The sequence below is a fragment of the Bradyrhizobium zhengyangense genome, from assembly GCF_022012555.1.
In the GTDB taxonomy this organism is placed as follows: Bacteria; Pseudomonadota; Alphaproteobacteria; order Rhizobiales; family Xanthobacteraceae; genus Bradyrhizobium; species Bradyrhizobium zhengyangense.
Genome location: NZ_JAKLTZ010000001.1, coordinates 13,428 through 34,960, shown reverse-complemented (window position 1 = coordinate 34,960; position 21,533 = coordinate 13,428). Strand labels below are relative to the sequence as shown.

Annotated in this window: 21 protein-coding genes; 11 read left to right on the top strand and 10 right to left on the bottom strand. The window is 63.4% G+C overall.

Going from position 1 to position 21,533, the window contains the following annotated elements; all coding sequences use genetic code 11:
- Positions 1-6: 6 nt before the first annotated feature.
- The gene (locus tag L6639_RS00195) at positions 7-2,109 is read right to left on the bottom strand and encodes an adenylate/guanylate cyclase domain-containing protein (protein ID WP_237857978.1); all 2,103 of its coding nucleotides are present in this window, start codon (positions 2,107-2,109) and stop codon (positions 7-9) included.
- Between the two features lie 75 nt (positions 2,110-2,184).
- Positions 2,185-3,198: a formylglycine-generating enzyme family protein gene (locus L6639_RS00190; RefSeq protein ID WP_237857977.1), complete on the bottom strand. Its 1,014-nt coding sequence runs from the start codon at positions 3,196-3,198 to the stop codon at positions 2,185-2,187.
- Positions 3,199-3,693: 495 nt separating this feature from the next.
- Between L6639_RS00190 and L6639_RS00185 the strand changes: the two genes are divergently transcribed.
- Positions 3,694-4,689, top strand: coding sequence for a helix-turn-helix domain-containing protein (locus L6639_RS00185; protein ID WP_237857976.1), 996 nt, complete (start codon positions 3,694-3,696; stop codon positions 4,687-4,689).
- Positions 4,690-4,775: 86 nt separating this feature from the next.
- Here the strand turns inward: L6639_RS00185 and L6639_RS00180 are convergent, their stop codons facing one another.
- The 4 genes from L6639_RS00180 to L6639_RS00165 all read right to left on the bottom strand — a co-directional run bounded on the left by L6639_RS00180 (position 4,776) and on the right by L6639_RS00165 (position 9,120).
- The gene (locus L6639_RS00180) at positions 4,776-5,258 is read right to left on the bottom strand and encodes a bleomycin resistance protein (RefSeq protein WP_237857975.1); all 483 of its coding nucleotides are present in this window, start codon (positions 5,256-5,258) and stop codon (positions 4,776-4,778) included.
- 137 nt (positions 5,259-5,395) lie between these two features.
- Complete coding sequence (locus L6639_RS00175) at positions 5,396-6,604, bottom strand: hypothetical protein (protein ID WP_237857974.1); 1,209 nt, start codon at positions 6,602-6,604, stop codon at positions 5,396-5,398.
- Between the two features lie 434 nt (positions 6,605-7,038).
- A complete protein-coding gene (locus L6639_RS00170; protein WP_237859365.1) occupies positions 7,039-7,704 on the bottom strand; it encodes a helix-turn-helix domain-containing protein in 666 nt (221 codons plus the stop codon).
- A 339-nt stretch (positions 7,705-8,043) separates the two neighbouring features.
- Positions 8,044-9,120 (bottom strand): methyl-accepting chemotaxis protein, encoded by a 1,077-nt coding sequence (locus tag L6639_RS00165; protein ID WP_237857973.1) that lies wholly within the window; start codon positions 9,118-9,120, stop codon positions 8,044-8,046.
- A 274-nt stretch (positions 9,121-9,394) separates the two neighbouring features.
- Here L6639_RS00165 and recJ point away from each other — a divergent pair, with 274 nt between their 5' ends.
- The 3 genes from recJ (at position 9,395) to L6639_RS00150 (ending at position 13,035) form a co-directional block, all read left to right on the top strand.
- On the top strand, positions 9,395-11,236 hold the full coding sequence (gene recJ, locus L6639_RS00160; protein ID WP_237857972.1) for a single-stranded-DNA-specific exonuclease RecJ: 1,842 nt from the start codon (positions 9,395-9,397) through the stop codon (positions 11,234-11,236).
- A 101-nt stretch (positions 11,237-11,337) separates the two neighbouring features.
- Entirely contained in the window at positions 11,338-12,147 is an 810-nt protein-coding gene (locus tag L6639_RS00155) for an SDR family NAD(P)-dependent oxidoreductase (protein ID WP_237857967.1), read from the top strand.
- 96 nt (positions 12,148-12,243) lie between these two features.
- The gene (locus L6639_RS00150; protein ID WP_237857965.1) at positions 12,244-13,035 is read left to right on the top strand and encodes an aldolase; all 792 of its coding nucleotides are present in this window, start codon (positions 12,244-12,246) and stop codon (positions 13,033-13,035) included.
- A 6-nt stretch (positions 13,036-13,041) separates the two neighbouring features.
- Here L6639_RS00150 and L6639_RS00145 read toward each other — a convergent pair whose 3' ends face one another.
- On the bottom strand, positions 13,042-14,274 hold the full coding sequence (locus L6639_RS00145) for a lytic murein transglycosylase (RefSeq protein ID WP_237857963.1): 1,233 nt from the start codon (positions 14,272-14,274) through the stop codon (positions 13,042-13,044).
- 136 nt (positions 14,275-14,410) lie between these two features.
- Between L6639_RS00145 and L6639_RS00140 the strand changes: the two genes are divergently transcribed.
- On the top strand, positions 14,411-14,662 hold the full coding sequence (locus tag L6639_RS00140) for a hypothetical protein (protein WP_237857962.1): 252 nt from the start codon (positions 14,411-14,413) through the stop codon (positions 14,660-14,662).
- A gap of 60 nt (positions 14,663-14,722) precedes the next feature.
- A complete protein-coding gene (locus L6639_RS00135; RefSeq protein ID WP_237857960.1) occupies positions 14,723-14,974 on the top strand; it encodes a hypothetical protein in 252 nt (83 codons plus the stop codon).
- An 83-nt stretch (positions 14,975-15,057) separates the two neighbouring features.
- Here the strand turns inward: L6639_RS00135 and L6639_RS00130 are convergent, their stop codons facing one another.
- The gene (locus L6639_RS00130) at positions 15,058-15,579 is read right to left on the bottom strand and encodes a MarR family winged helix-turn-helix transcriptional regulator (protein WP_249798021.1); all 522 of its coding nucleotides are present in this window, start codon (positions 15,577-15,579) and stop codon (positions 15,058-15,060) included.
- A 57-nt stretch (positions 15,580-15,636) separates the two neighbouring features.
- Here L6639_RS00130 and L6639_RS00125 point away from each other — a divergent pair, with 57 nt between their 5' ends.
- Entirely contained in the window at positions 15,637-16,116 is a 480-nt protein-coding gene (locus L6639_RS00125; protein WP_237857959.1) for a carboxymuconolactone decarboxylase family protein, read from the top strand.
- A gap of 21 nt (positions 16,117-16,137) precedes the next feature.
- On the top strand, positions 16,138-16,635 hold the full coding sequence (locus L6639_RS00120) for a cupin domain-containing protein (RefSeq protein WP_237857956.1): 498 nt from the start codon (positions 16,138-16,140) through the stop codon (positions 16,633-16,635).
- Between the two features lie 59 nt (positions 16,636-16,694).
- On the opposite strand, the gene L6639_RS00115 is transcribed toward L6639_RS00120, so the two are convergent.
- Positions 16,695-18,317 carry a M23 family peptidase gene (locus L6639_RS00115; protein WP_237857950.1) on the bottom strand — a complete coding sequence of 541 codons (1,623 nt, stop codon included), beginning with the start codon at positions 18,315-18,317 and terminating at the stop codon, positions 16,695-16,697.
- A gap of 37 nt (positions 18,318-18,354) precedes the next feature.
- Positions 18,355-18,921, bottom strand: a complete 567-nt coding sequence (efp, locus tag L6639_RS00110) for an elongation factor P (RefSeq protein ID WP_237857942.1) — start codon at positions 18,919-18,921, stop codon at positions 18,355-18,357.
- Between the two features lie 162 nt (positions 18,922-19,083).
- On the opposite strand from efp, the gene epmA reads away from it, so the two are divergent.
- From epmA to L6639_RS00095, 3 genes are read left to right on the top strand one after another with little or no spacing between them, the layout of a single operon-like run.
- Positions 19,084-20,136 (top strand): EF-P lysine aminoacylase EpmA, encoded by a 1,053-nt coding sequence (gene epmA / locus L6639_RS00105; RefSeq protein WP_237857940.1) that lies wholly within the window; start codon positions 19,084-19,086, stop codon positions 20,134-20,136.
- A complete protein-coding gene (locus L6639_RS00100; RefSeq protein ID WP_237857938.1) occupies positions 20,133-21,227 on the top strand; it encodes a lysine-2,3-aminomutase-like protein in 1,095 nt (364 codons plus the stop codon). Before epmA ends, L6639_RS00100 begins: the two co-directional genes overlap by 4 nt.
- A gap of 40 nt (positions 21,228-21,267) precedes the next feature.
- Positions 21,268-21,522, top strand: a complete 255-nt coding sequence (locus L6639_RS00095) for a hypothetical protein (protein WP_237857932.1) — start codon at positions 21,268-21,270, stop codon at positions 21,520-21,522.
- Positions 21,523-21,533: the final 11 nt, after the last annotated feature.

The window sequence follows — 21,533 nt, the reverse complement described above, 5'->3', positions numbered from 1 at the left end:
CTCAGGTCACGCCTCCGCGCTCGTCCCCTGGGCAGCGTTGCGAAACCGCGTCGCATGAAATTGTGCGACGCTGTCTCTGGGATAGTCGTGCAGGAAACCGGAGAGCCGGACCAGGGTAGTCTCCGCCGGGCCATCCTGTGCGATCGAGGCAAAGACCTCGTCCCAGTGTCTGCACATCGCGATCTCGCTCGCGTCGGCCTGCGCCAGTTCGCCGCGCAGTTCGCTGACCTCGATCGGCTCGGCAAACCCTTTCGGGGTGATGCTGTCGACGCTGCGGAAAAGGAACGCATGGCCGACGCGTTCGCGTACGGCGGCGCTGACCAGCACATGCGTACCGTAGTTCTTGTTGAGGCCCTCGAGCCGCGAGGCCAGGTTCACGGTGGCGCCGAGCGCAGTGTAGTTCATGCGGTCGCTGGAGCCGACATTGCCGACCACGGCGTCGCCGACATTCAGGCCGTACCGGGTGTCGTAAGGCGGCCAGCTCTCATGCCGGAACTGCTTGTTGAGCGCCTCGTTCGCGGCAAGGCACGCCAGAACGGCGCGGCAGGCGTTGATGGTATGGTCAGGATCGTCAGCCGGCGCATTCCAGAGCGCCATCACGGCATCGCCGATATATTTGTCGACCGTGCCCCGGTGCCGCATGATCTCGTCCGAGAGGACCGCAAAATAGCGCGAGGTGTAGATCATCACCTGCGACGGGTCGGCCCGCTCGGTCTTTGCGGTGAAGTCGGCGACGTCGGTGAACAGCACTGTGACCTCGCGCCTGGTGCCGCCGAGGCGGAGCGAGGCGCCGGTCTCGATCAGCTGCCGTACGATCGGGCGCGGGATGAAGCTGGCAAAACTGCTGACCACGCTGCGCATGGTGAAGACCGAGCGGCCGAGTTCCTCGATCTCGGCGATGGCGGAGCGAATGCGGGGCCGCTCCGCGAGGTCGAAGCGCTGGATCGCGTCGGTCTCCTGGACAAGCTTGCGCAGCGGCTCGGCCATGCGCGATCCCAGCCAGAATGCAAACGGCAGCGTGGCGCCGACGAAGGCGAGCGCCAGCGCGAACAGGGTACGGCGCTCGTTGATGATCCGGGCATAAAACTCGTCGAGCGGCGCGATGATCGCGAGCCGGACATTGGCCGAGCCGGTGGTGTCGAGCCGGTGGACCGCCGCGATATAGGTGCGGCCGGCCTGATCGTCGAAGAACTGCTGGGCCGGCCCGCCGTCGCGCCAGGAGCGGATGATCGGAACCAGCCCCGGCAGCTTCAGCGCGCCGACCTGCGGCAGGTCGTCCTGTCGTTCGGGAATCTCCGTCATGAGACGGGTCATCTCGGGATGGCCGACGATGCGGTCGGCATCGTTGAACAGGAACGCTTGCCCGGATTGCCCGAGCTTCTGTTCCGCCAGCATCGCCTCGAACCGGTTAAGCAGGACGTCGCCGGCGACGACGCCGTGGCGGCCTTCCTTCAAGGGCGTGCGCAGCGTGTAGCCGGGCTCGCCCGTGGCGTAGAACACGTAAGGCCCTGTCAGCAGCGTCTTGTCGTTCTTGAACGCCTCGACATACCAGGGCCGTTGCCGCGGGTCGTAGCCGGTGGGGCCGGGGACCTCCGCGACCTCGATCAGGTTCTCCGACAGATATTGCGTGACCGGCGCTGCTCCCGCCGTCCGCGCGACCACGACCAGCCGGAACGCTGCGTCCTGATCGACCTTCAATCCCGTTCTGAACGCTGGCCTGGCGCGGTCGATCACGTCCATCTCGATGAACGATCCGTCCTCATAGCCGACATAGAGATTGAACAGCTGCGGATTGTTGCGCAGCATCGCCGCCATCAGGGCGTAGAGCCGCGTATTGTCGGCGATCTCTGCCCCCTGAATCGCCGGCAGGCCAGAGAGGATGTCGAGATTGTCGCGTACGGTCTTGAACCGCTCGTCGACATGGTCAGCACCGAGCTGCGCCACCTTCTCGATGAAGCCGCGCGCCGCCGTCCGCGTGATCGATGTCACCCGCGCGAAGCTGAGATAGACCAGGGTCAAGCCGACAAGCAGCACCACGCCCACGAACACCGTGATGATCGATGTCTGGAAGCCGATGCTGAATTGCCGCTTTGTCGGTTCTCCGGTCATCGGAGCTGCGCTAGCGCCTCCGCCAGTATTTTCGAGTTGGTGTTGTTCTCCAACTCGCTGCTCATGCAACACTCCCTATGTTGCAGCAGATCCTTCTTGTTCGCGGTGAATGACGAGGGGCGTGCGCGCGACACAACGGAAGCCGACATGGCTGGTCGAGGTGTCGACCGGTTCGGCGTGGCGCGCGGCGGGGCGATAGCGGCGGCAATAGTTCGGTGCGCAGAGATGCGAGCCGCCCTTGAGAACCTTGCGGGGAATCCTGATGTCGGGGAGGCGAGGGTCGTAGCTTGCATCCTCGCGGCCCCCGCGAGGGTTTTGCGGAATGCAGCAGGGCTTTGCGGCATCGGCTGAGTGCCGGGCCGACCACCAGTCCGAAGTCCATTCCCAGACGTTGCCGATCATGTCGTAGAGGCCGTTGCCGTTGGGCGGGAAGGCCATGACCGGCGAGGTACGCTCGTACCCATCCTCGCCGAGATTCCGGACAGGGAAGTTGCCCTGCCAGATGTTGGCCATGTGCTTGCCGCCGGGCATAAGGGCATCGCCCCAGGCAAACTCTTCCCCCTCGAGCCCGCCGCGCGCAGCGAATTCCCATTCGGCTTCCGTCGGCAGCTCCTTGCCTGCCCAGCGCGCATAAGCGGCGGCATCGCTAAAGGAGACATGCACGACCGGATGGTCGTCGAGGCCTTTGATGTTGCTGCCGGGGCCGTAGGGGTGGCGCCAGTTCGCGCCTCGCACGAACGACCACCACTGGCTCCAGTCGGTGAGATCGGTGATGCGGGGCAGCGGCGAGAACACCAGCGATCCCGCGTAGAGCATCTCCTTCAGCGCTCCGGGATAGTCCTTCGCGTCAGGAATGATCTGGGCCTCAGTGACATGGCCTGTTGCGTCGATGAACTGCTTGAACTGCCTGTTGGTAACAGGCGTCCGATCGATCCAGAAGCCGTCGACGAAGACGCGATGGCTCGGCGCTTCCTCTGGGTAATGATGGTCGGATCCCATGCGAAACGTTCCGCCGGGGATGAAGACCATCTCGCCGGTCTTCGCGTCATCCGGCAACCACTCGCAGTGAGTCAGATCCGCCCGCAGCATCGTTGGAAACTCCAATACGCGTATTCCAGCTGACGCTACGGCGCGGACTTCAGCAGACGACGGCACGTTCCCGGGCATGTTGGACACATTGTCTGGTCCTCCTCTTTTTTGGCGCTCGGGAAGGGACGACGCATCATTGCGTCAACATCTCTTTCCTTTGCGCGCACGCTTTTGGGCACACGGCACGTCATTGCCGCGTGCACTCTGCCATCCGCAAAGCGCGTTCGATCGATATCGCTGAGGTTGCAAAAGGTATCCGAAGATTGACCGGCTGTGATGTGCAAATTGTGCCAGGACGCGCAAGCGAGGCGAGGCTTAATCAAGTCATGCTGCAAATCCGGGCAATTGCGGCACTCCGCAAGCAATTGTCTCGCCGGGATTCCCTAGCGTTTGACTCAAAATGCCAAGGCAGATTGTCGCATCCACCTCGCCTTGCGGTGGTATTGTACTGTCGGTTGCCGCAGAATTGTCGCGCTTCCATAACAGGGTACAGCCATGGGGCAATTCCTTCTGGTTGATTCGAAAAGGCTGGACGGTTTTGAAGGCCTTCACCAGGCCGTCCACGGCTCTCATGTCGACGTGATGCAGCTCGGCCGCGGGCGTTTGCGCGGGACATTGTCCCATGTCGGCATCGACGATTTCTCGCTCAGCATCGGCACCTTCAACGTCGGCATGCGCACGCAACGTGTCTCCAGCGATGACAAGTTGATCATCGGAATGCTGCTGTCGGCCGAAGAGCGCGTCGCGCATTGGTCGTTCGACATGCAGCTCAACGACGTGCTGGTGATCCCGCCGCTGCTGGAGCATGACGGGGTTTTTCACGGCGCATCTGCTTATGCCGCCATGCGGTTCGATCTTGGCGAGGTGACTTCGCTATTCGGCGGTGAAGCGCGGTTGAGCGATCCCGACACCTGGCGCAGCCGCGGCCATTTCCGGGCGGATATCGAGACCGGCGCGATTGCCTCGCGCCGCCTGGTCCGGATCATGTCGCATTTGCGCACGCACAGCGGCGGCCTGACGCCCTCCACGGCCGATTTCTGGAAACGATCGATCGTCGAATGTATGGCGGCGAATGTCATGTCGGCGCTGCCGCCCGACGACGAGGGTTGGCTGCCGTCGGCAAGGCGGCTGATCCGTCGGGTCGAAGAGCATCTCGACGCGGCCGGCAACCGCCCGGTGCATGTGGCGGAGATCTGCGCTGCGCTCGGCGTATCGCGGCGTACCCTGCACCGCGCCTTTCAGGAGGTTTTCGGCCTGGGCCCGGTCAGCTTCCTCCGCCACAAGCGGCTTTGCGCGGTTCATTCCATCCTGCGCGACAGCGCGCCCGGTTCGGTCACCGTGGCTGCCGTCGCGATGGGGCAGGGCTTTTATGAGCTCGGCCGGTTCGCGCAATATTACCTGGCAATGTTCGGGGAGCGCCCGTCGCAGACGCTCGGCGGGGTGACATTGCTGGCTGAAGGGGACGACATCGCAAGGGCCGAACTCGGGTAACTCTGCGACCCTGATGGGCCGCAGCCGCGGCCATGTTTCCCTGCAGATCTGGGCAGTGGTCGACGGCACCAAAGCCCAGGTGCGCGTCACGACGGCCCGCGTGTCCCAAGGCGTTCGACGAGGCGGATCAAATAGCCGTCGGGATCCTGCACGAGAAACTCGCGCTGCCCAACCTCGAGGTCGCCGGCGCGATACCAAGCTTCATTTGGCGGCTCGTAGAGCGGCCATTTCGCACCGTCGAGCGCTTTCAGGATCAGATCGATGCGGTCGACGACCATCTGTAAATTAATGCCGCGACCGAATGGGCGCTGCATCTCGGCGGTTTCCCAGCGGCCGTTCAATTCGCACAGCATCACCTGGAGGCGCCCCCTGACGAGATAGGCAAATCGGGCATCGGGACGGTCATAGGCAATCGCAAAGCCGAGCAGGTCGCGCCAGAACGACAGGCTGGCCTCGATGTTCGAAACGCTGAGCTCAGGCACGAGATCGGCAAAGCCGTCGGGCGGTGCGTGTCCCGTGCTCGGGGAGGTGGCGCGGGCAACGGGGTCGGACAGGAGTGGTGTGGGCATTGCGGCGTCGCCTGATCTGTTGAATCGTTAGTGAGGGCAGTTATCGCAGCGCAGTGATGCGGAGGCCAGCCGCCAAATGATGCGGGCAGACGTTGAGATTACCCGCGGAAACCTCGAACGTTCGTAGGACCGTCCGGCTAGAACAAGATTCCCAACAATTTCTTCACCAGCTCCTCCAGGGGAATCATCGTCAGCAAGAGCGGGAGCACCGGCAAAGCCGTTACGATGGCCAGCTGCAAGATTGTTTCCTTGGTGAAGGGGACAACACGCATTGTCCGCACCACCTCCAGGCTATTGCCCAGATCGGCGAGTGATTGAATATCGCTACTGCCGACCAATGGTTCGTTCGATGGTGTTCCGTGCATCCATTTCGCGTCAAACTCGCGCACGTAGCGCTCGGCCAGCGTGCCATACTCCCGAAGACCCTGCCGCTTGGCGTGAGCAAGTTGGGAGGCGAAAACCAGCAGGGGGCCAAGCGTGACGCACTCGAGAAAGACGACAAGCGACAGGATTTCAAGCACGAAGTCAGACAGTCTGGCGTCGAGGTGATAGATGCGGTTGCCGAGAACACCGGCAAGCAGAACGCCATGGGCCAGCAGGAGCGGGATAAACGCGTAAAGGATGTCCGACAGAAAGCCCAGGCCCGCGACGCGATCCGGGTGTGTCGGCATCAGGCTCAATTCAATGCGCGAGACCTGCCAGAGGAAGCGCGCCCAGATGAACATTCGGAAGTACCAGCGGCACAGCAGGAACTGGAAGATCGGGAGGCTTACGTAGCTGAACCACATTCCGGCGAGTGAAAGCTGCGCGCCGCCAACGGCCGGTTTCGCGTACCAAGTGACCGTGTCGAGTGCGATGTAATGTCGCCAGATGACAAGGATTCCGACGATGTACACGAATAGGAATAGCAGCACCTCAGCGAGCATGGAGTTGCGGAGTCGAACGACCGACTCGATCGCCGAGTCGAACCGCGACATTTGATTTTCCGGTATCAAGTTGCGCTCCAGGAATTGCTTCACAATGAAGCGCATGCGCCGGTGCACGATAATCTCGGCCTCCAGGAGGAGTGGAATGGCGAGCAGGAAGCGGGTGTAGACCTCCACGTCGAACAGGAACGGAACCGGCACGCGGCCGTGAAGTGCGTCTCCCTCGAAGAGCGAAAGGGCGAGAAGCGGAAGCCAGCAAAACAGCGAGATCACCAAAGTGCGCCGTGGCGCAAATTCCAGCTTGTTGCCGGTCAAATGGGCCCGACGCAGGAGCCGGAAGACCGGACCTCCGAGGATCAGCGAGAAGTCTTGCGAATGGTCCGTGAGGAAACCGCTGCCTGGATGCGATCGATGAGGCATCATTGGCTCACTGTTGATGGATGGGGCGCTCGGTCGCTGACGGCAAAGGAGTCACGCAGCCTGACTGTTGAAAGCCACCGAAGCAAAGCAGCGTCCACGGACGTCGATCGGCGGCTTACAAGCATCCCCGATGCCGGGCTTGACGACTGCCGGCACTCGTGTGGGTACGTTGTCGCGGGCGTGAGATCTGGTCAACGTGACGGGCAGTCTATCGCTCTTGGTTGCGCGAAGAACAATCTGACGCGTGTCTGTCTGGTCCATACCCGGACTCCAAAGGGCATTCTGGTAAGCCGCGACCGAGCTGGTAATCCCCACCAGGTACGTAAGGGAGTGCAATGTGAGTGTCTTGATGAGCATGACCATTCCTCCCATTGGCCTTGCAGAGATCTAAGCGGCTCTCGCCCCGGTCGAGCCAAGCAGCCTCCGCCACGAAATCAGGCGTCGAGCCGCGAAAGCCGGGTTCGATCGAGCACCTCGAGCCGTCGCTGGGTTGTTCCGTCAAATCGCAAGATATCGTCGTCTCGCAAGATCGACAGGGCGCGCGAGACGGTTTCGAGGGTAAGTCCGAGGTAGTCTGCAATGTCGCGACGCGTCATCGGCAGGTCCATGACTCGCGGATGTGCCAGCCGGTCGTCCATTTCGAGCAGGAATGCAGCGACCTTCTCCAACGATGTCTTCCGCCCCAGAAGCAGCATGTGGTTTTCGGCGTGCTGAAGATTTTGGGTGACGAAGCCGATGAGGTGCTTTGGCCCGGCGCCTTGGTTTGGCATCGCTCCCAGAAGATTGCTTCGCGTCATGATGCGCACATCGGTTTCGACGATAGCTTCGGCGGTAAAGCGGTGCGTTTCGTTGTTCTCGAAACCGAACATGTCGCCGGACAAATGAAACGCGTTGATTTGGCGCCGACCGTCCGGGAGCAGCTTGTAGGTACGCACGGCTCCGGAGTTGATCTGGTAAACGTATTCTGCGTCCTCGCCCTCGCCGAAAATCTCGCTGCCTCTGCGATACCTGAATTCACTGCAGAGCGCGCGATTGCCAGCAACGGCAGCCAGATGACCGTCGATCGGACGGCGCTGCGCCGTATTGATTCTAACCAGCATGGGCCGACCTCCCGTGATTTTCGGGAATAATTGGCAGCGGGAACCGTGCCGGCTTTGATCGAGCGCAAATTCGCCGCGACCTACGTAATTGTCCGGAGCCACGATGTCCGAAGGGGCAGCTGCTGGGAATGCCCGAGGGAGCCCGCCGTGTGGCCAGGCGGGCGCGTTCACGGCTCGAGGGAAAAGCGGGTCTCAGACCTCGCGACCATCGCAGGTCGGCGGTGTTTTGCCCGACGTGTCAACAACGAGCTCAAGCTCCGTGCAAGCAGCACTCTCGCTACTGTGCATGGGGTTGTTTTCACGATTTGGATTGGGGAGCCGTGCCGGCCGGCTCCAGCCTCACGCCCCGCAGACGATCACGCCGTACCAGCCGAGGCCGCGATAGGTCTCGTAGCCCGGCGTCGCGTGGAAGGCGACCATCGCGCCTGTCCGGTCTTGGTAGAAGCCGGAGCGCTCGCCGTTGAGCGACAGCGAGATGCGCTCGCTCAGAATGCCCTGGCCGTCGGAGGCGGCGATGACGCGGAAATGCGAGTCGACCAGCAGTACGCGGGCCTTGTCGCTGTCGCCGACGCGCACGCCCTGCACGATCGCGCGCGCCTGCGGCTCCCAATCGAAATGGATGGCGAGCACGCCGATCGGCGCGCCGTGAGCCTCTCCGCCGGCGCGGACGCTGGCGCAGTAGGTTGCGACCTGGGCGTTGCCGAGCAGCGGCTGGTTCTCGACGTCGCCGGCGACATAGTCGTCGCCGGAGCGCAGGGTCTTCGCCTCGCGAAACCATTTGGTGTGGGCGACGTTCTGGCCGACGACGCGAAAGCGATCCGCGCGGCCATTGGCGATGACATTGCCGTCGAGGTCGCACAGCCAGAGGTCGAGGTAAACGGTGTAGGCGCCGAGAATGACGCCCAGGCGCTGCGTGGCATGGCTGACCGCGGCCGGAGCGGGCGAGGCGGCGCAATCGACCACGGCAGAATCGGTCGCCCACCAGCGCACGTCGCAGGTGCGCTCATAAAGGTTGCGGTCGATCAGCTCGATCGCGTTCAGGGATAAGTCCATCATGCGCTCGCCGCGCGAGCGCTGGCTCATGCGCTCGATCGAGGCGACGAGATCGCCGGTGCGTTTGGTCAGCTGGGTCTCGAGTTCGCGGGCGATGGTCTCGACCTGCTGGCCAACGCCGCGCACCTCCTGCGCCACCACCGCAAAGCCCGCGCCTTGCGCGCCGGCCCGCGAGCTTTCGATCAGCGCGTTCAGCGCCAGCATCTTCATCTGGTTGGTGATCTGCTGGATCGACTTGGTCTTGTCGACCGCGATCTGGTTGACCTCCGCCGTCAGGCGGTTGATCAGCGCGGAAATGTCGGAATCGTCGTTAGCGGGCTCAGTGGTAACAGGCTTGGATTTCAAACCCAGCGCAACAGACATCGGGGGCTTCCCTTGGCAATGACGTCTGACCTGCAATGACCCGGAACTAAAAATTACAGATCGAATGAGACTCGTTTTCGAAGATTCCTGCTAACGCTCACTTAATTTGCTGTCCGCGTGACTGCTCAAATGGTAGTCAACTCGCTCAGCATTTCGGCAATCCACCGCTTTGTGGGCTGCTGACGTTGCAAAATGCCAGGGATTCCCGGTGAATCCCGCGATCGGAAGCGGCCGTCGCGCCGCTGTTTGTACCGGACCACTTGAACCACGAATCATGACGCCTCCCGCCACCGCTTTGCCCGTTGAAATGCCCCAGGCGTTCCTGGGTGTGGTGCGCTCGCTCACTGACAAGCTCTGGCGCGACCGGCTGGACGCAAGAGGTGCGGCCAAGGCGCTTGCCATCGTGCAGCAGCACCAATTGCCGGAACTGCTGGCGCGGGTGCTGGCCGGCCGCGGCGTCGACATCGATGCCGTCCCTGATTTCCTCGATCCGACCATTCGAAAACTTATGCCGGATCCGTTCACGGTGACGGAGATGGAGGCGGCCGCGAAGCGCATCGCCGATGCCGCCGCGAAGGGCGAGGCGGTCGCCATCTTCGGCGATTACGACGTCGACGGTGCGACCTCTGCAGCGCTGCTGGCCTGGCACCTGCGCCATTGCGGGCTCGACCCGCTGATCCATATTCCCGATCGCATCTTTGAGGGTTATGGCCCCAACGTCGAAGCCGTTCGAGGCCTCGCGGCCAAGGGCGCCACGCTGCTCGTCACGGTGGATTGCGGCACCACCAGCATCGAGCCGCTCGCTGAAGCGAAACGGCTGGGCATGTCTGTGGTGGTGATCGATCATCATCAGGCCGGCACGGAGCTGCCGGAGGTCGACGCGCTGGTCAATCCGAACCGGCTCGACGATCTCTCGGGCCTTGGCCATCTCGCCGCTGTCGGCCTCGTGCTGGTGACGCTGGTTGCGGTGAACAGAGAACTGCGGCAGCGCGGCTTCTGGAAGGCGGAGATGCCCGAGCCCGATTTGCTCGGCATGCTGCATCACGTCGCGCTGGGCACCGTCGCGGATGTGGCTCCGTTGATCGGGCTGAACCGCGCCTTCGTCGCAAAAGGGCTGATCGCGATGCGGCGGCGCGACCATGTCGGCCACACCGCGCTGATGGACGTGGCGCGGCTCAACGGCCCGCCGGAGGCCTGGCACTTAGGCTTCATGCTGGGCCCGCGCGTCAATGCCGGCGGGCGGATCGGCCGCGCCGATCTCGGTGTCCGGTTGCTGCTCGAAGGCGACAGCGTCGAGGCCGCGCGGATCGCCGCCGAGCTCGACCGCCTCAACAGCGAGCGTCGCGTCATCGAGCAGGCCGCCGAAGCGCAGGCCGAAGCCGAAGCGCTCGCCTCGATCGGGCTGGAAGACAAGCTCGCCGTCATCGTCACCGCGTCCGAAGGCTGGCATCCCGGTGTGGTCGGCCTCGTTGCCTCCCGTTTGAAGGAGAAGTTCTCGCGGCCCGCCTTTGCGATCGCGCTGGAGCCCGGCGGCATCGGCACGGGTTCGGGCCGCTCGATTGCCGGCGTCGATCTGGGCAAGGCGGTGCGGCAGGCCGTGGCCGACGGCATTCTGCTGAAAGGCGGCGGTCACGCGATGGCCGCGGGCGTGACGCTCCGCAAGGAGAAGCTCGCCGAATTCCGTGCCTATCTCGAAAACGCACTGGCACAGGACGTCGCCGAAGCGCGCCACGTCAACGAGCTCTATATCGATGGCGCGGTCTCGGCGCGCGCGGTGACGACGGAGCTTGCGACCACGCTTAATCGTGCCGGACCGTTCGGTAGTGGCAATCCCGAGCCGGTGCTGGCGTTGCCGGCGCATCAGCTCGTCTTTGCCGAGGAGGTTGGGCAGGCGCATTTGAGACTGCGTTTCAAGTCCGGCGATGGCGCCATCGTCAACGGCATCGCGTTCCGTTCGGTCGGGCAAAAGCTAGGGCATGCGCTTCTCGCCAATCGCGGCCAGCAACTGCACGTCGCAGGATCATTGTCAGTCGATCGCTACCAGGGCGCCGAGCGCGTGCAATTCCGCGTCATCGATGTCGCACTTCCGGACCAGGGGCCATCCGTGATTAGGTAACGCATGGTCAGGAAAAGTGCGAAGCGGTTTTACGGCGAGATCATGCGCAAAAAATAAATCGCCTCAAACAATAAACGTCAAACAACAAAATGGGAGTGAACATGGTAGGGCAGGTTGAGGGCAAGGTCGCACTGGTGACGGGTGGCGCCTCAGGTATTGGCGAGGCCATCGTCGAGCTGTTTGCCCGCGAAGGCGCAACTGTCGTCATCACCGACATCGATGAGTTGCACGGCCCTGAACTCGCCACGCGAGTGACAAAGGCCGGCGGCAAGGCGATCTTCTTGGAGCAGGACGTCACCAACGAAGAGCGCTGGATCGAGATCACAGCCGAGATCGCCAAGCGCTTCGGCCGGCTTGATATCATGGTCTCAAACGCCGGCATCGGCATTGCCGTGCCGTCGATTACCGACATGACGCTCGCCGACTGGCGCAAGCAGAACGCGATCAACCTCGACGGCGTGTTTCTTTCCGTGAAGCATTGCCTGCCCTTGATGCGCAAGCATGGCGGCGGCTCGATCGTCATGATGTCCTCGCTCGCGGGTCTGCGCGGTGCGCCGGGCCTCTCGGCTTATTCGGCGACCAAGGGCGGTGTCCGGCTATTCGCCAAATCGATTGCGATGGAGTGCGCGGCGGCCGGTGACGACATCCGCGTCAATTCGGTCCATCCCGGGATCATCGACACGCCAATCTGGGGCAAGATCCCGACTGGAGCGACCGGTGCCGGCCAGAATGCACCGATCGATCCGGAGGAGCGCGCGAAGGTCGCGACCCCGCTCGGCCGCGCCGGACAGGCCGCGGAGATCGCCTCCGGCGTGCTGTATCTGGCGTCAGATGCCTCGCGCTACGTCACCGGCAGCGAGCTCGTGATTGATGGTGGCATGAATGCCGGCGGGGTGCCGCGGCGGGCGTGAGACGTGCAGGGCAGAGTGGCGGCTGCAGGGGCTGACGCGCAGGCGTGGGCCCTGTAAAACGCTGTCCTCTCCTGCCCGAAAGAGGTCTCCTTCGCCATGGCGCACAGCCTTCACGCCTCCTCACCAGCGCCCGTTCGTTCGAACCGGCCGGACCTCGCCACCGATGCGATCCGCACTGCGCGCGAGGATCTCGCCGCCTGCTTCCGTATGGCCGCGCGCAACGGTTTTGAGGAAGGCATCTGCAATCACTTCTCGGCCGTAGTGCCCGGCCATGACGACCTCTTTCTGGTCAATCCTTACGGCTACGCCTTCCGCGAGCTGACCGCGTCAAAGCTGCTGATCTGCGATTTCCACGGCCACGTGCTCGATGGCGACGGCGAGCCGGAGGCAACCGCGTTCTACATCCACGCCGAGATGCACAAGCGCCTGCCGCGCGCCAAGGTCGCCTTCCACACCCATATGCCCTACGCCACGGCACTGTCGATGACCGAGGGAGATCCCTTGATCTGGGCCGGCCAGACAGCGCTGAAATTCTACGGCCGCACGGCGGTTGATCGCGACTACAACGGACTCGCCCTCGACAACAGTGAAGGTGCGCGTATCGCGTCGGCGGTGGGCGATGCCGATATCGTCTTCATGAAGCATCACGGCGTGATGGTGCTGGCGCCGACGATCGCAGAAGCCTGGGACGATCTCTACTACCTCGAGCGCGCTGCGGAGGTGCAGGTGCTGGCGATGTCGACCGGGCGAAAGGTGCTGCCGGTCGATCCCGTGATCGCGGCCGCGACCTACAAGCAAATGCGAGAGGGCGATTCCGAATCTGCGCGCCTGCATCTGGCCGCGATCCGCCGCCAGCTCGACGCGGAAGAGCCGCAGTACCGGCACTGAGGTCGGCTACGATCCCTGCCGCAGCTTCGCCAGCACCTTCAGCCCTCCGTAACCATCGGCGGGTGCGATGCCGGCACGCTGCTGAAAATCCTTGATCGCCTTCATCGTGTCGTTGCCGACACGCCCGTCGGTGCCGCCGGTATCAAAGCCGGCCTTGGTGAGCCGCGTCTGCATCTCCTGAACTTCGGCAAGCGTCAGCACGCGCTCGGAGCCGGGGAAGGGTTGGATGAAGGGCGGCGCGCCGAGACAGCGGTCGCCGAGATGGCAGATCGCGAGCGCATAATTCATCGAGGGATTGTAGCTCTTCACCGCATAGAAGTTCGGTCCCAGCAGGAACGTCGGCCCGCCCGCAACCGGCGTCCACATCTGCGCGGACACATTCGGCTGCGGGAACGCCTGGCCGTCGGCGCGGGTGACTCCGGCTGCCTGCCAGGCTGCATAGGTGCGGCTGCCGCTCATTTCGCCAGGGGAGCGCACCTCGTAGCCCCAATGCTCGCCGCGGCGCCATTTGCCCCTATTGACAAGATATTTTGCCGTCGATCCCAGCGCGTCGTCGGGTTTGCCGAACGGGGAGACCTTGCCGTCGCCGTCATAGTCGATGCCGACATTGAGCCAGACCTCCGGCATCCATTGCGAATTCCCCATCGCGCCGGCCCAGGAGCCGCGCATCTCCTCGGGCGTGCTCCAGCCCTTGTCGACGATGCGCAGCGCATTGATCAGCTCGGCCTCCCAATAGGCCTTTCGTCGCGGCTCGTTCCAGGCAAGCGCGGCGAGCGAGGGAAACACAGGCGTCATGTGATTCTGCTGCACCAGCGGATCACCGTAAGCGGATTCCACGCCCCACAGCGCCAGCAATGTGCCGCGCTCGACGCCGAAATCTCGTTCGATGCGCGCGAACAGCGCTTCGTTGTTTTTCAGTGCGATCTTGCCGTTGATAATGCGCCAGTCGGAGACACGGCGGTTGATGTATTGCCAGACCTGCTCGTGAAACTCCGGCTGGTTGCGCATCTGCTTGAACACGCTCATATCAGGCTCGACCCGCGCCATCGCGCGCTGCCAGGTCGCGGCCGAAATGCCTTTCGCCATGGCGCGTGCACGAAAGCCTTCGCGCCATTCGTCGAAGCCTGGCGGCGACGCAAGCGCCTGCGTCGGCGAGGTGAGCACCGCCGCTGCGCCAAGCGTGGATTGAATCAGGGCGCGGCGGGTGATGCGATTGTCCGAGGAATCAGCTTGTATCATGGGAGCATTGTAGCCGGAATCATGCAGCCGTGGGGCGGTTCCTGGAACAAGGAGCGTCTCATCCATCCCGCATGTTCCGTCAGGAACAAAGTGTCGCACGTCCGCATTCTCTTCAGACAACACTGAGGAGGACAAGATGCGGAAATATCTGTTTGCGGCGGCCATGGTTACGGCAATTGCGGCTCCGGCGTTCGCGGATGAGGTCGGCGTTCACGTCGGTCCTGTCGGCGCCGGCGTGACGGTCGGCGAGTCCCATGAGTATCGTGATCGCGATCGCGACCGTACCACCGTGATCAAGGAGCGCGAGCCCGCCGAGCGTAAGACGGTGATCAAGAAAGAAGACGAGTTCGGCAATCGCAGCAAGACCGTGATTCATCACGACGATTGACGGATTAGGGCCCCGGCCGATCGCCGGGGCCCGCCTTTTTCAACGAGATTTTGGGATGGGATGAAGATACACGCGCATGCGGAAAGCCATGTCGTCGAACTCGACGACGGATCGTGCTGGCAGATTTTTCCTGGCGATCTTGCGGCGACGCTGAGCTGGAAACCTGAAACCGAGCTGCACCTGGCGCCCAGCGGCGACCGGGTGAGTTCGCATGTGCTGGTCAACGGCACGGACCAGAGCCGCGTCCGCGTGATCGCCGCAGGCGAAGACTGGCCTCACGGTGAGGTTAAGAACATATTGAAGGGCGGATAGATCTTCAAGGTGACGGCGCCGCGGGCGGCGATTTCGGCGGGTGCGATGGTGGCGGCGACGGAGGAGGCGGCGACTAGCCCCGCCTAGTCCTCTTGCAATTCCGTCGCGACGTTGGCGAGCCATCGGCGAATGCTTGCCTCCGCCTTGGCATCGAGGCCATTGGCCAGACGCTTCTCCAATCCAATCACACGCTCCCTGCAAGTCCTGAGGAGTGTCGATCCGCGCGGTGTCAGCGTCCATTGCTGGATGCGGCCATGCACGGGGTGCGGCGTCATCGCAATCGCGCCGTCGCGCTCGAGGTTGCGGATGATCACGCCCACGGTCTGCGGGGTCAGGAAGGTGAGGCGGGCGACGTCGGCTCCTGACAGGCCCGGATAGGCGTTCAGCATGGTCAACACGGCGAATTGCGGCGAGGTCACGCCGAGATCGGCCAATGTGCGTTCCATCTTCAGCCGGACGGCCGCGTGGGCTTGGCGCAGCAGATAGCCGAGATAACCCTGCTCGCCACGCTTGCCCTCGCCGGGAGCGGGTACGCGCACCGCAGCCTCCTCGCTCGATGCCCTTTGCTCCAATTTCGATTTCGTGATGCCGGTCGGCTTGCGCATAATATAAGAGCTCTTATAAGATGTAAGTAGTCTTACAATATCACGAGGTGAACCGCAATGTCGCACGCGCGCAGCGAATACGAGGATTTCAAACGGATCGCGCCCGATGCGTATGATCTGGTGTTGGCACTCGGTCAGGTCGCGGCCAAGGCCGGGCTCGACAAGCAACTGCTCGAGCTGGTCAAGCTGCGTGCCTCGCAGATCAACGGATGCGCCTTCTGCGTACAGCATCATGTTCTTCTCTCGGAACGGCTCGGGGTGCCCGCCGACAAGCTGCATCTCGTTGCGGTCTGGCGCGAGGCTCCGATCTACTCGGCGCGCGAGCGTGCGGCACTGGCATGGGCCGAGGCACTGACTTTGCTGCCCGACCGCTTCGGCGACGAGGTCTATGACGAGGTGCGGCGCGAATTCTCCGAGACCGAGCTGATGTACCTGACGTCGGCAATTGCCTCGATCAATGTCTGGAACCGTTTTGGCGCGGCCTTCCGCTGGACGCCACCGAAGCGGCAGGTCGCCGCCAATGCAACGGCATCCTGATTAAGACGAGGGGAGATGATCATGACGGCTATGAATCTGGCGGCCGCGCCACGTCAATCGCGCTCGATGGCGCTCGCCGTCGTCGGCGGACTTGCTTGCGCATTCGCGATCGGCAAGGTGCTGCCGGTGACGATGGACACCGTGTCGGGCGCGCTCGCACCGCTGTGCGCGACCGCTGCAGAAAGCTCGCCGCTCGATAAAGTCGAACCGATCGGCTCCTATGCGCTGCCCAACGTTCCGGGCAAGCGCGTGACCATCGTCCGCGTGTTCTACGGCCCGGGCGGGTTTTCGCGGCCGCATCGCCACGCCGGCTCGGTGACCGCCTACATCACCAAGGGCGAGATCCGCTCCCAGCTTGGTGGCGGTCCGGTCGAGACGTTCGGTGTCGGCCAGTCCTTCTTCGAGCCGCCAGGCGCAACGCATCTGGTCTCCGCCAATGCCAGCACCACGGAGCCGGCCGAACTGATCGCCGTATTCGTGGCGGATGAGGGCGCGCAGCTCACGACGTATCTGGATTAGCTGGCCTGTCGCATCCCTTATGTCGCTTCGCTCGTCCGGGATGCGATCGACGTGGCCGGTCAGTTCTCTTCGCTGCTCGACCCCTCACGCGGATCAGGCTTGATGACATCTTCGGGCAGCGCGTGCGCGACCGGTTGCGGGGTGCCGGCGATCTCCGTGCCGATCTCGCGCCCGCGGGCGCGGATCAGGCGCTCGTAGGCCGAGACCAGCGTGATGTAGGGGCTGACCCAGATCCAGCCGTCGCGGGTGAACACCTGGACGTCGAAATGCAGGTGCATCGACGTGCCTGCGGGATGATCGAGATAGTTCGAGATCACGCCGATCTTCTCGCCCTCGGTGACGACGCGGCCATTGAGCACTCCGTCGGCATTCAACGCCTGCGGATTCATGTGCATGTAGCGAAAGCGGATGTGTTCGGTGCGGCTGTTGACTTCGAGCGTCGCTGCCTGGTCCTTGGAGGCCCGGATCACCATGGCGTCGCGCACGGCAACGACGCCGCGTTGCTTGGGATCGCAGGGCTCGCGGGCATCACCGGTCGAGGGGCAGTCGGCGGCGCGGATGTCCTCGCCCTGGTGGCCGAAGCCGCCGCCGCATTGCCAGACCTCGAAGCTGCGGGACTCGCAGAAATTGTCGCGCCAGGGATAGGCGGTCGGGCCGTCATCCTTGTCGCGCTTGGCGTAGGATTGCGAATGCACGAAGGCCGGCGCCTTCTCGAGCGGGAAGCGGATCTGCGCATAGGCCATCGCATCGGGATGGCCGCCCTGTTTGCGATAGCCGGTGTTCGGGATGATGTCGCCGCTGGGCCGGTAGCCGAAATCTGCCGAACGCGCGGCCGGACGATCGATCACATATGAGGCGACGTCCATCAGCGGCCGCATGCGTTGACCGCCTGCGACATGCAGCGCCTTCAGGAAGCGCTCGGCGACCGGGTAGGCCTCCTTGCACGCGAGCCGCCGTGGTTTTGCGACGCTGTCCAGGCACTGGATCGACACCACATAGGCCACGCCAAACCGCGTGAACGCATAGCGCACATAGCCTTCGCGGATGAACTTGCGCAGATCCGGATAGATCGAGGCGAGCGGCTTGACTGGCTCGCCCTTGCCGCCGGCGGGATCGGCGATGTCGTAGACGAGGGCCGATCCCGTGATCTGAATTTCGACCGGCTTTGCGAACACGCGGGTCGGCATGCCGTCGCCGGCGCCGGGCTCGAGTGAGAACGTTGCGCTGTAACCGGCAGGGCCGGCGTCGAACATGTCGACGGGATTGAAATCGGCCTGGTAGCGCGAGAGCGCTGATGTGGTGGGAGGACCGTTGCGTTGCGCCTCCCGATAGGCGGCAGCATCGAACGGCAGCAGCACGGGAACCGAGCTGCGGGCAATGCCTACGAAGAATTGCGAAGAGACCGCGTTGAGCTGCACCAGCGCCGGCATTCCGCGTGGATCAAACCGCGGGACCGAACGGCGGGGCACGAAGATGAAATCGCCTGCGATCTGTGGGCGGCTATTGATCTCGGTGCGGAGCTGGTCCAGCGCTGCGCGCCAATCGACGCGCAGGGCTGTGAGGGAAGGGCTGCGGATCTCGTCCGCAGCGACGGGCGAGGCGGTGAGGAGTGCGAGCGACGCCAGGAGCAGCGAGACGAAGCGGAAACTCTTCCCAACCACTGTCTCGCCCCCCGGCGGCACTTGCCCTGATCCTCGATCCCTTGGCTCAGTCCTTGGCCTAGTCCTTGGCACGCTCGGAGTAGGAGCCGTCTTCGGTCATCACGACGATGCGGGTGCCGACCGAGATGTGCGGCGGCACGGTGGTGCGGATGCCGTTGGACAGCACCGCCGGCTTGTAGGACGACGAGGCGGTCTGGCCCTTGGTCACCGGCTCGGTGTCGACCACTTCCAGCGTCACGCGCTGCGGCAGCGCGAGCGAGACCACGTTGACGTCGTGGGTCGACAGCTTGACGGTCATGTCTGGTTGAAGATACGCGGCCGCGTCGCCGACCACGTCCTTGGAGACCTGGACCTGGTCGTAGGTCTCGGGGTTCATGAAGTGGAAGCCGTCGCCATCTTCGTACAGGAACGTGAAGTTGCGCTCTTCGATGGTGGCCTTTTCGACCTGGTCAGTGGTCTTGTAACGCTCGGAGATCTTTACCCCGTCCGAGATTCGGCGCATTTCGATCTGACTGACCGGCGTGCCCTTGCCAGGATGGATGTTCTCGGCGCTCACGACGACATAGAGCTTGCCGTCTTGCTCGATCACGTTGCCCTTGCGAATAGAACTGGCGATGACTCTCAAAGCTATATTTCCTGCTTGCTTGGCCCGGCTCAGGCCAGGACGTGGTCAAATCGATGGGGGACTTGGGGCCTCAAATCAGACCTCGGCGCCCGTTTCGGGCCGCAACATACTGATTTTGCCGTTGGATGCCAGCACTTTGCTGCCCCAGGGGACGGTCGGGTAATGGCTGGGGACAAGCCGATATCGCCGTTCTGGACCCCCTCACGGCACCTCGACCGGCGGCCCTTCCTCCAGGCCAAGGCGGCCATTACCGGGGCTGTCAGGGGCTTTTTCACCGAGCAGGGCTTTGTCGAGGTCGAAACCTCCGTTCTCCAGGTCTCCCCGGGCAACGAGACGCATCTGCATGCCCCCCGGACTGAGATCGTCCGGCCCGATGGCACCCGGGCCAGCAGATATTTGCGGACTTCGCCCGAATTCGCCTGCAAGAAGCTGCTGGCGGCCGGCGAGGAGCGGATTTTCGAGTTCGCCCGGGTTTTCCGTGACCGCGAGCGCGGCGATCTGCATCTTCCCGAATTCACCATGCTGGAATGGTACCGGGCGGGGGCCCCTTATGATGCCATCATGGCCGATACGGTCGTTGTCATCGCTCACGCCGCACAGGCGACCGGAATCGGGACCTTCGCCTTCCGGAACCGGACCGCCGACCCCTTCGCGGAGCCGGAGCTGCTGACCGTTGCCGGCGCGTTCGAGCGCTTCGCTGGGGTCGACCTGCTGTCGACAATCTCGGGCACCAGCGGTAAGCGGTCCGCGCTCGCCGCGGCGGCCGCTGGCAAGGTCCGGGTCGCCGAGGACGACACCTGGTCGGACATCTTCAGCAAGGTCCTGGTCGAACATGTCGAGCCGCATCTGGGGCAGGGGCGTTTGACCATTCTGTTCGAATACCCATCTCCCGAGGCGGCGCTGGCGCGGGTGAAGACAGACGACCCACGGGTCGCAGAACGGTTCGAGGTCTACGCCTGCGGCGTCGAGCTCGCCAACGGCTTTGGCGAATTGACCGACGCCGAAGAACAGCGCAAGCGCTTCGCGGAGTCCATGGCGGAGAAGCAGCGCCGCTACGGCGAGGCCTATCCGCTGGACGAGGATTTTCTGGCCGCGGTTGCTACAATGCCAGAAGCCAGCGGCGTCGCGCTCGGCTTCGACCGGCTGGTGATGCTGGCAAGCGGTGCAACACGGATTGATCAGGTGGTGTGGACACCGCCTGCGGATGAGAGATGACGAAGACCAATATTGCACGAACATTGCGCGAGCCGTCCGAGCTCGTGGCTGCGGACCTTGCTCCTGCCACTGCGCTGCCCGCGCTGGAACGCGTTGCCGCCCGTTATGCGGTCGCGATCACGCCGGCGCTGGTCGAGCTGATCGACAGCTCCGATCCCGATGACCCGATCGCGCGCCAGTTCGTTCCGACCGCCGCGGAGCTTGAGATGCAGCCGGGCGAGAATGCCGATCCGATCGGCGATCACCCGCATTCGCCCGTATCAGGCATCGTGCACCGTTATCCCGATCGCGTGCTGTTCAAGCTCGTCCATGTCTGCGCGGTCTATTGCCGCTTCTGCTTCCGCCGCGAGATGGTCGGTCCCGGCAAGGAAAACGCGCTCTCGGACAACGCCTATCGCGCCGCGATCGACTACATCCGTGCGCACAGCGAGATCTGGGAGGTGATCCTGACCGGCGGCGACCCCCTGATGCTGTCGCCGCGTCGCATGAGCGAGATCATGGCCGATCTCGCTGCAATCGATCACGTCAAGGTCATCCGCCTTCACACCCGCGTGCCCGTGGCCGACCCCGCGCGTGTCAGCGAGGACATGGTCGCAGCGCTCAAGGTCGAGGGTGCGACCACCTGGGTCGCGCTGCATGCCAACCATGCACGCGAGCTCACCGATACGGCCCGCGAGGCCTGCGCACGGCTGGTCGATGCCGGGATTCCCATGGTGAGCCAGTCCGTGCTTTTGCGCGGCGTCAATGACAACATCGCCGCTTTGTCGGATTTGATGCGTGCTTTCGTCGAATGCCGGATCAAGCCCTATTACCTGCATCACGGCGATCTCGCGCCGGGCACCGTACATCTGCGCACCACGCTTGCGACCGGGCAGGATCTGATGCGGCAGTTGCGCGGGCGAGTGTCAGGCCTGTGCCAACCGGATTATGTCATCGACATTCCGGGAGGCGCCGGCAAGTCGCCGATCGGACCGAATTATGTGTTGGCGGCGCAAAATACCGCAGTCGATGCGGGTGATGCCGTAACGGAAACGCGCTATCGTATCGTCGACTATTGCGGCGACGTTCATCTTTATCCGCCTGAGACGTGAGCGGTCGGGGAACGCCGGTTTGAGGAATGGAGGAACGGATATGAAGAAGATCATGCTCGTAGCGTCGCTCGTGGTCTTGCTTGGTGGAGCGGCGGTCGCGCAGTCCGGCACCAAGGGATCATCGTCGTCAGGCGGCGCCACGTCGGGAACGCTGCCTTCCGCGCCCGTCGGTCATCGTCAGCCGCGTGCCGGCGACGTGCCAAGCGAGAAAAATCTGAACGACCCGAACAATCCCGTGAACAAGGAAGACGCTCTGCTCGACAAGAAAATCAAGAGCATCTGCCGCGGCTGCTAATAGCAAGAGCG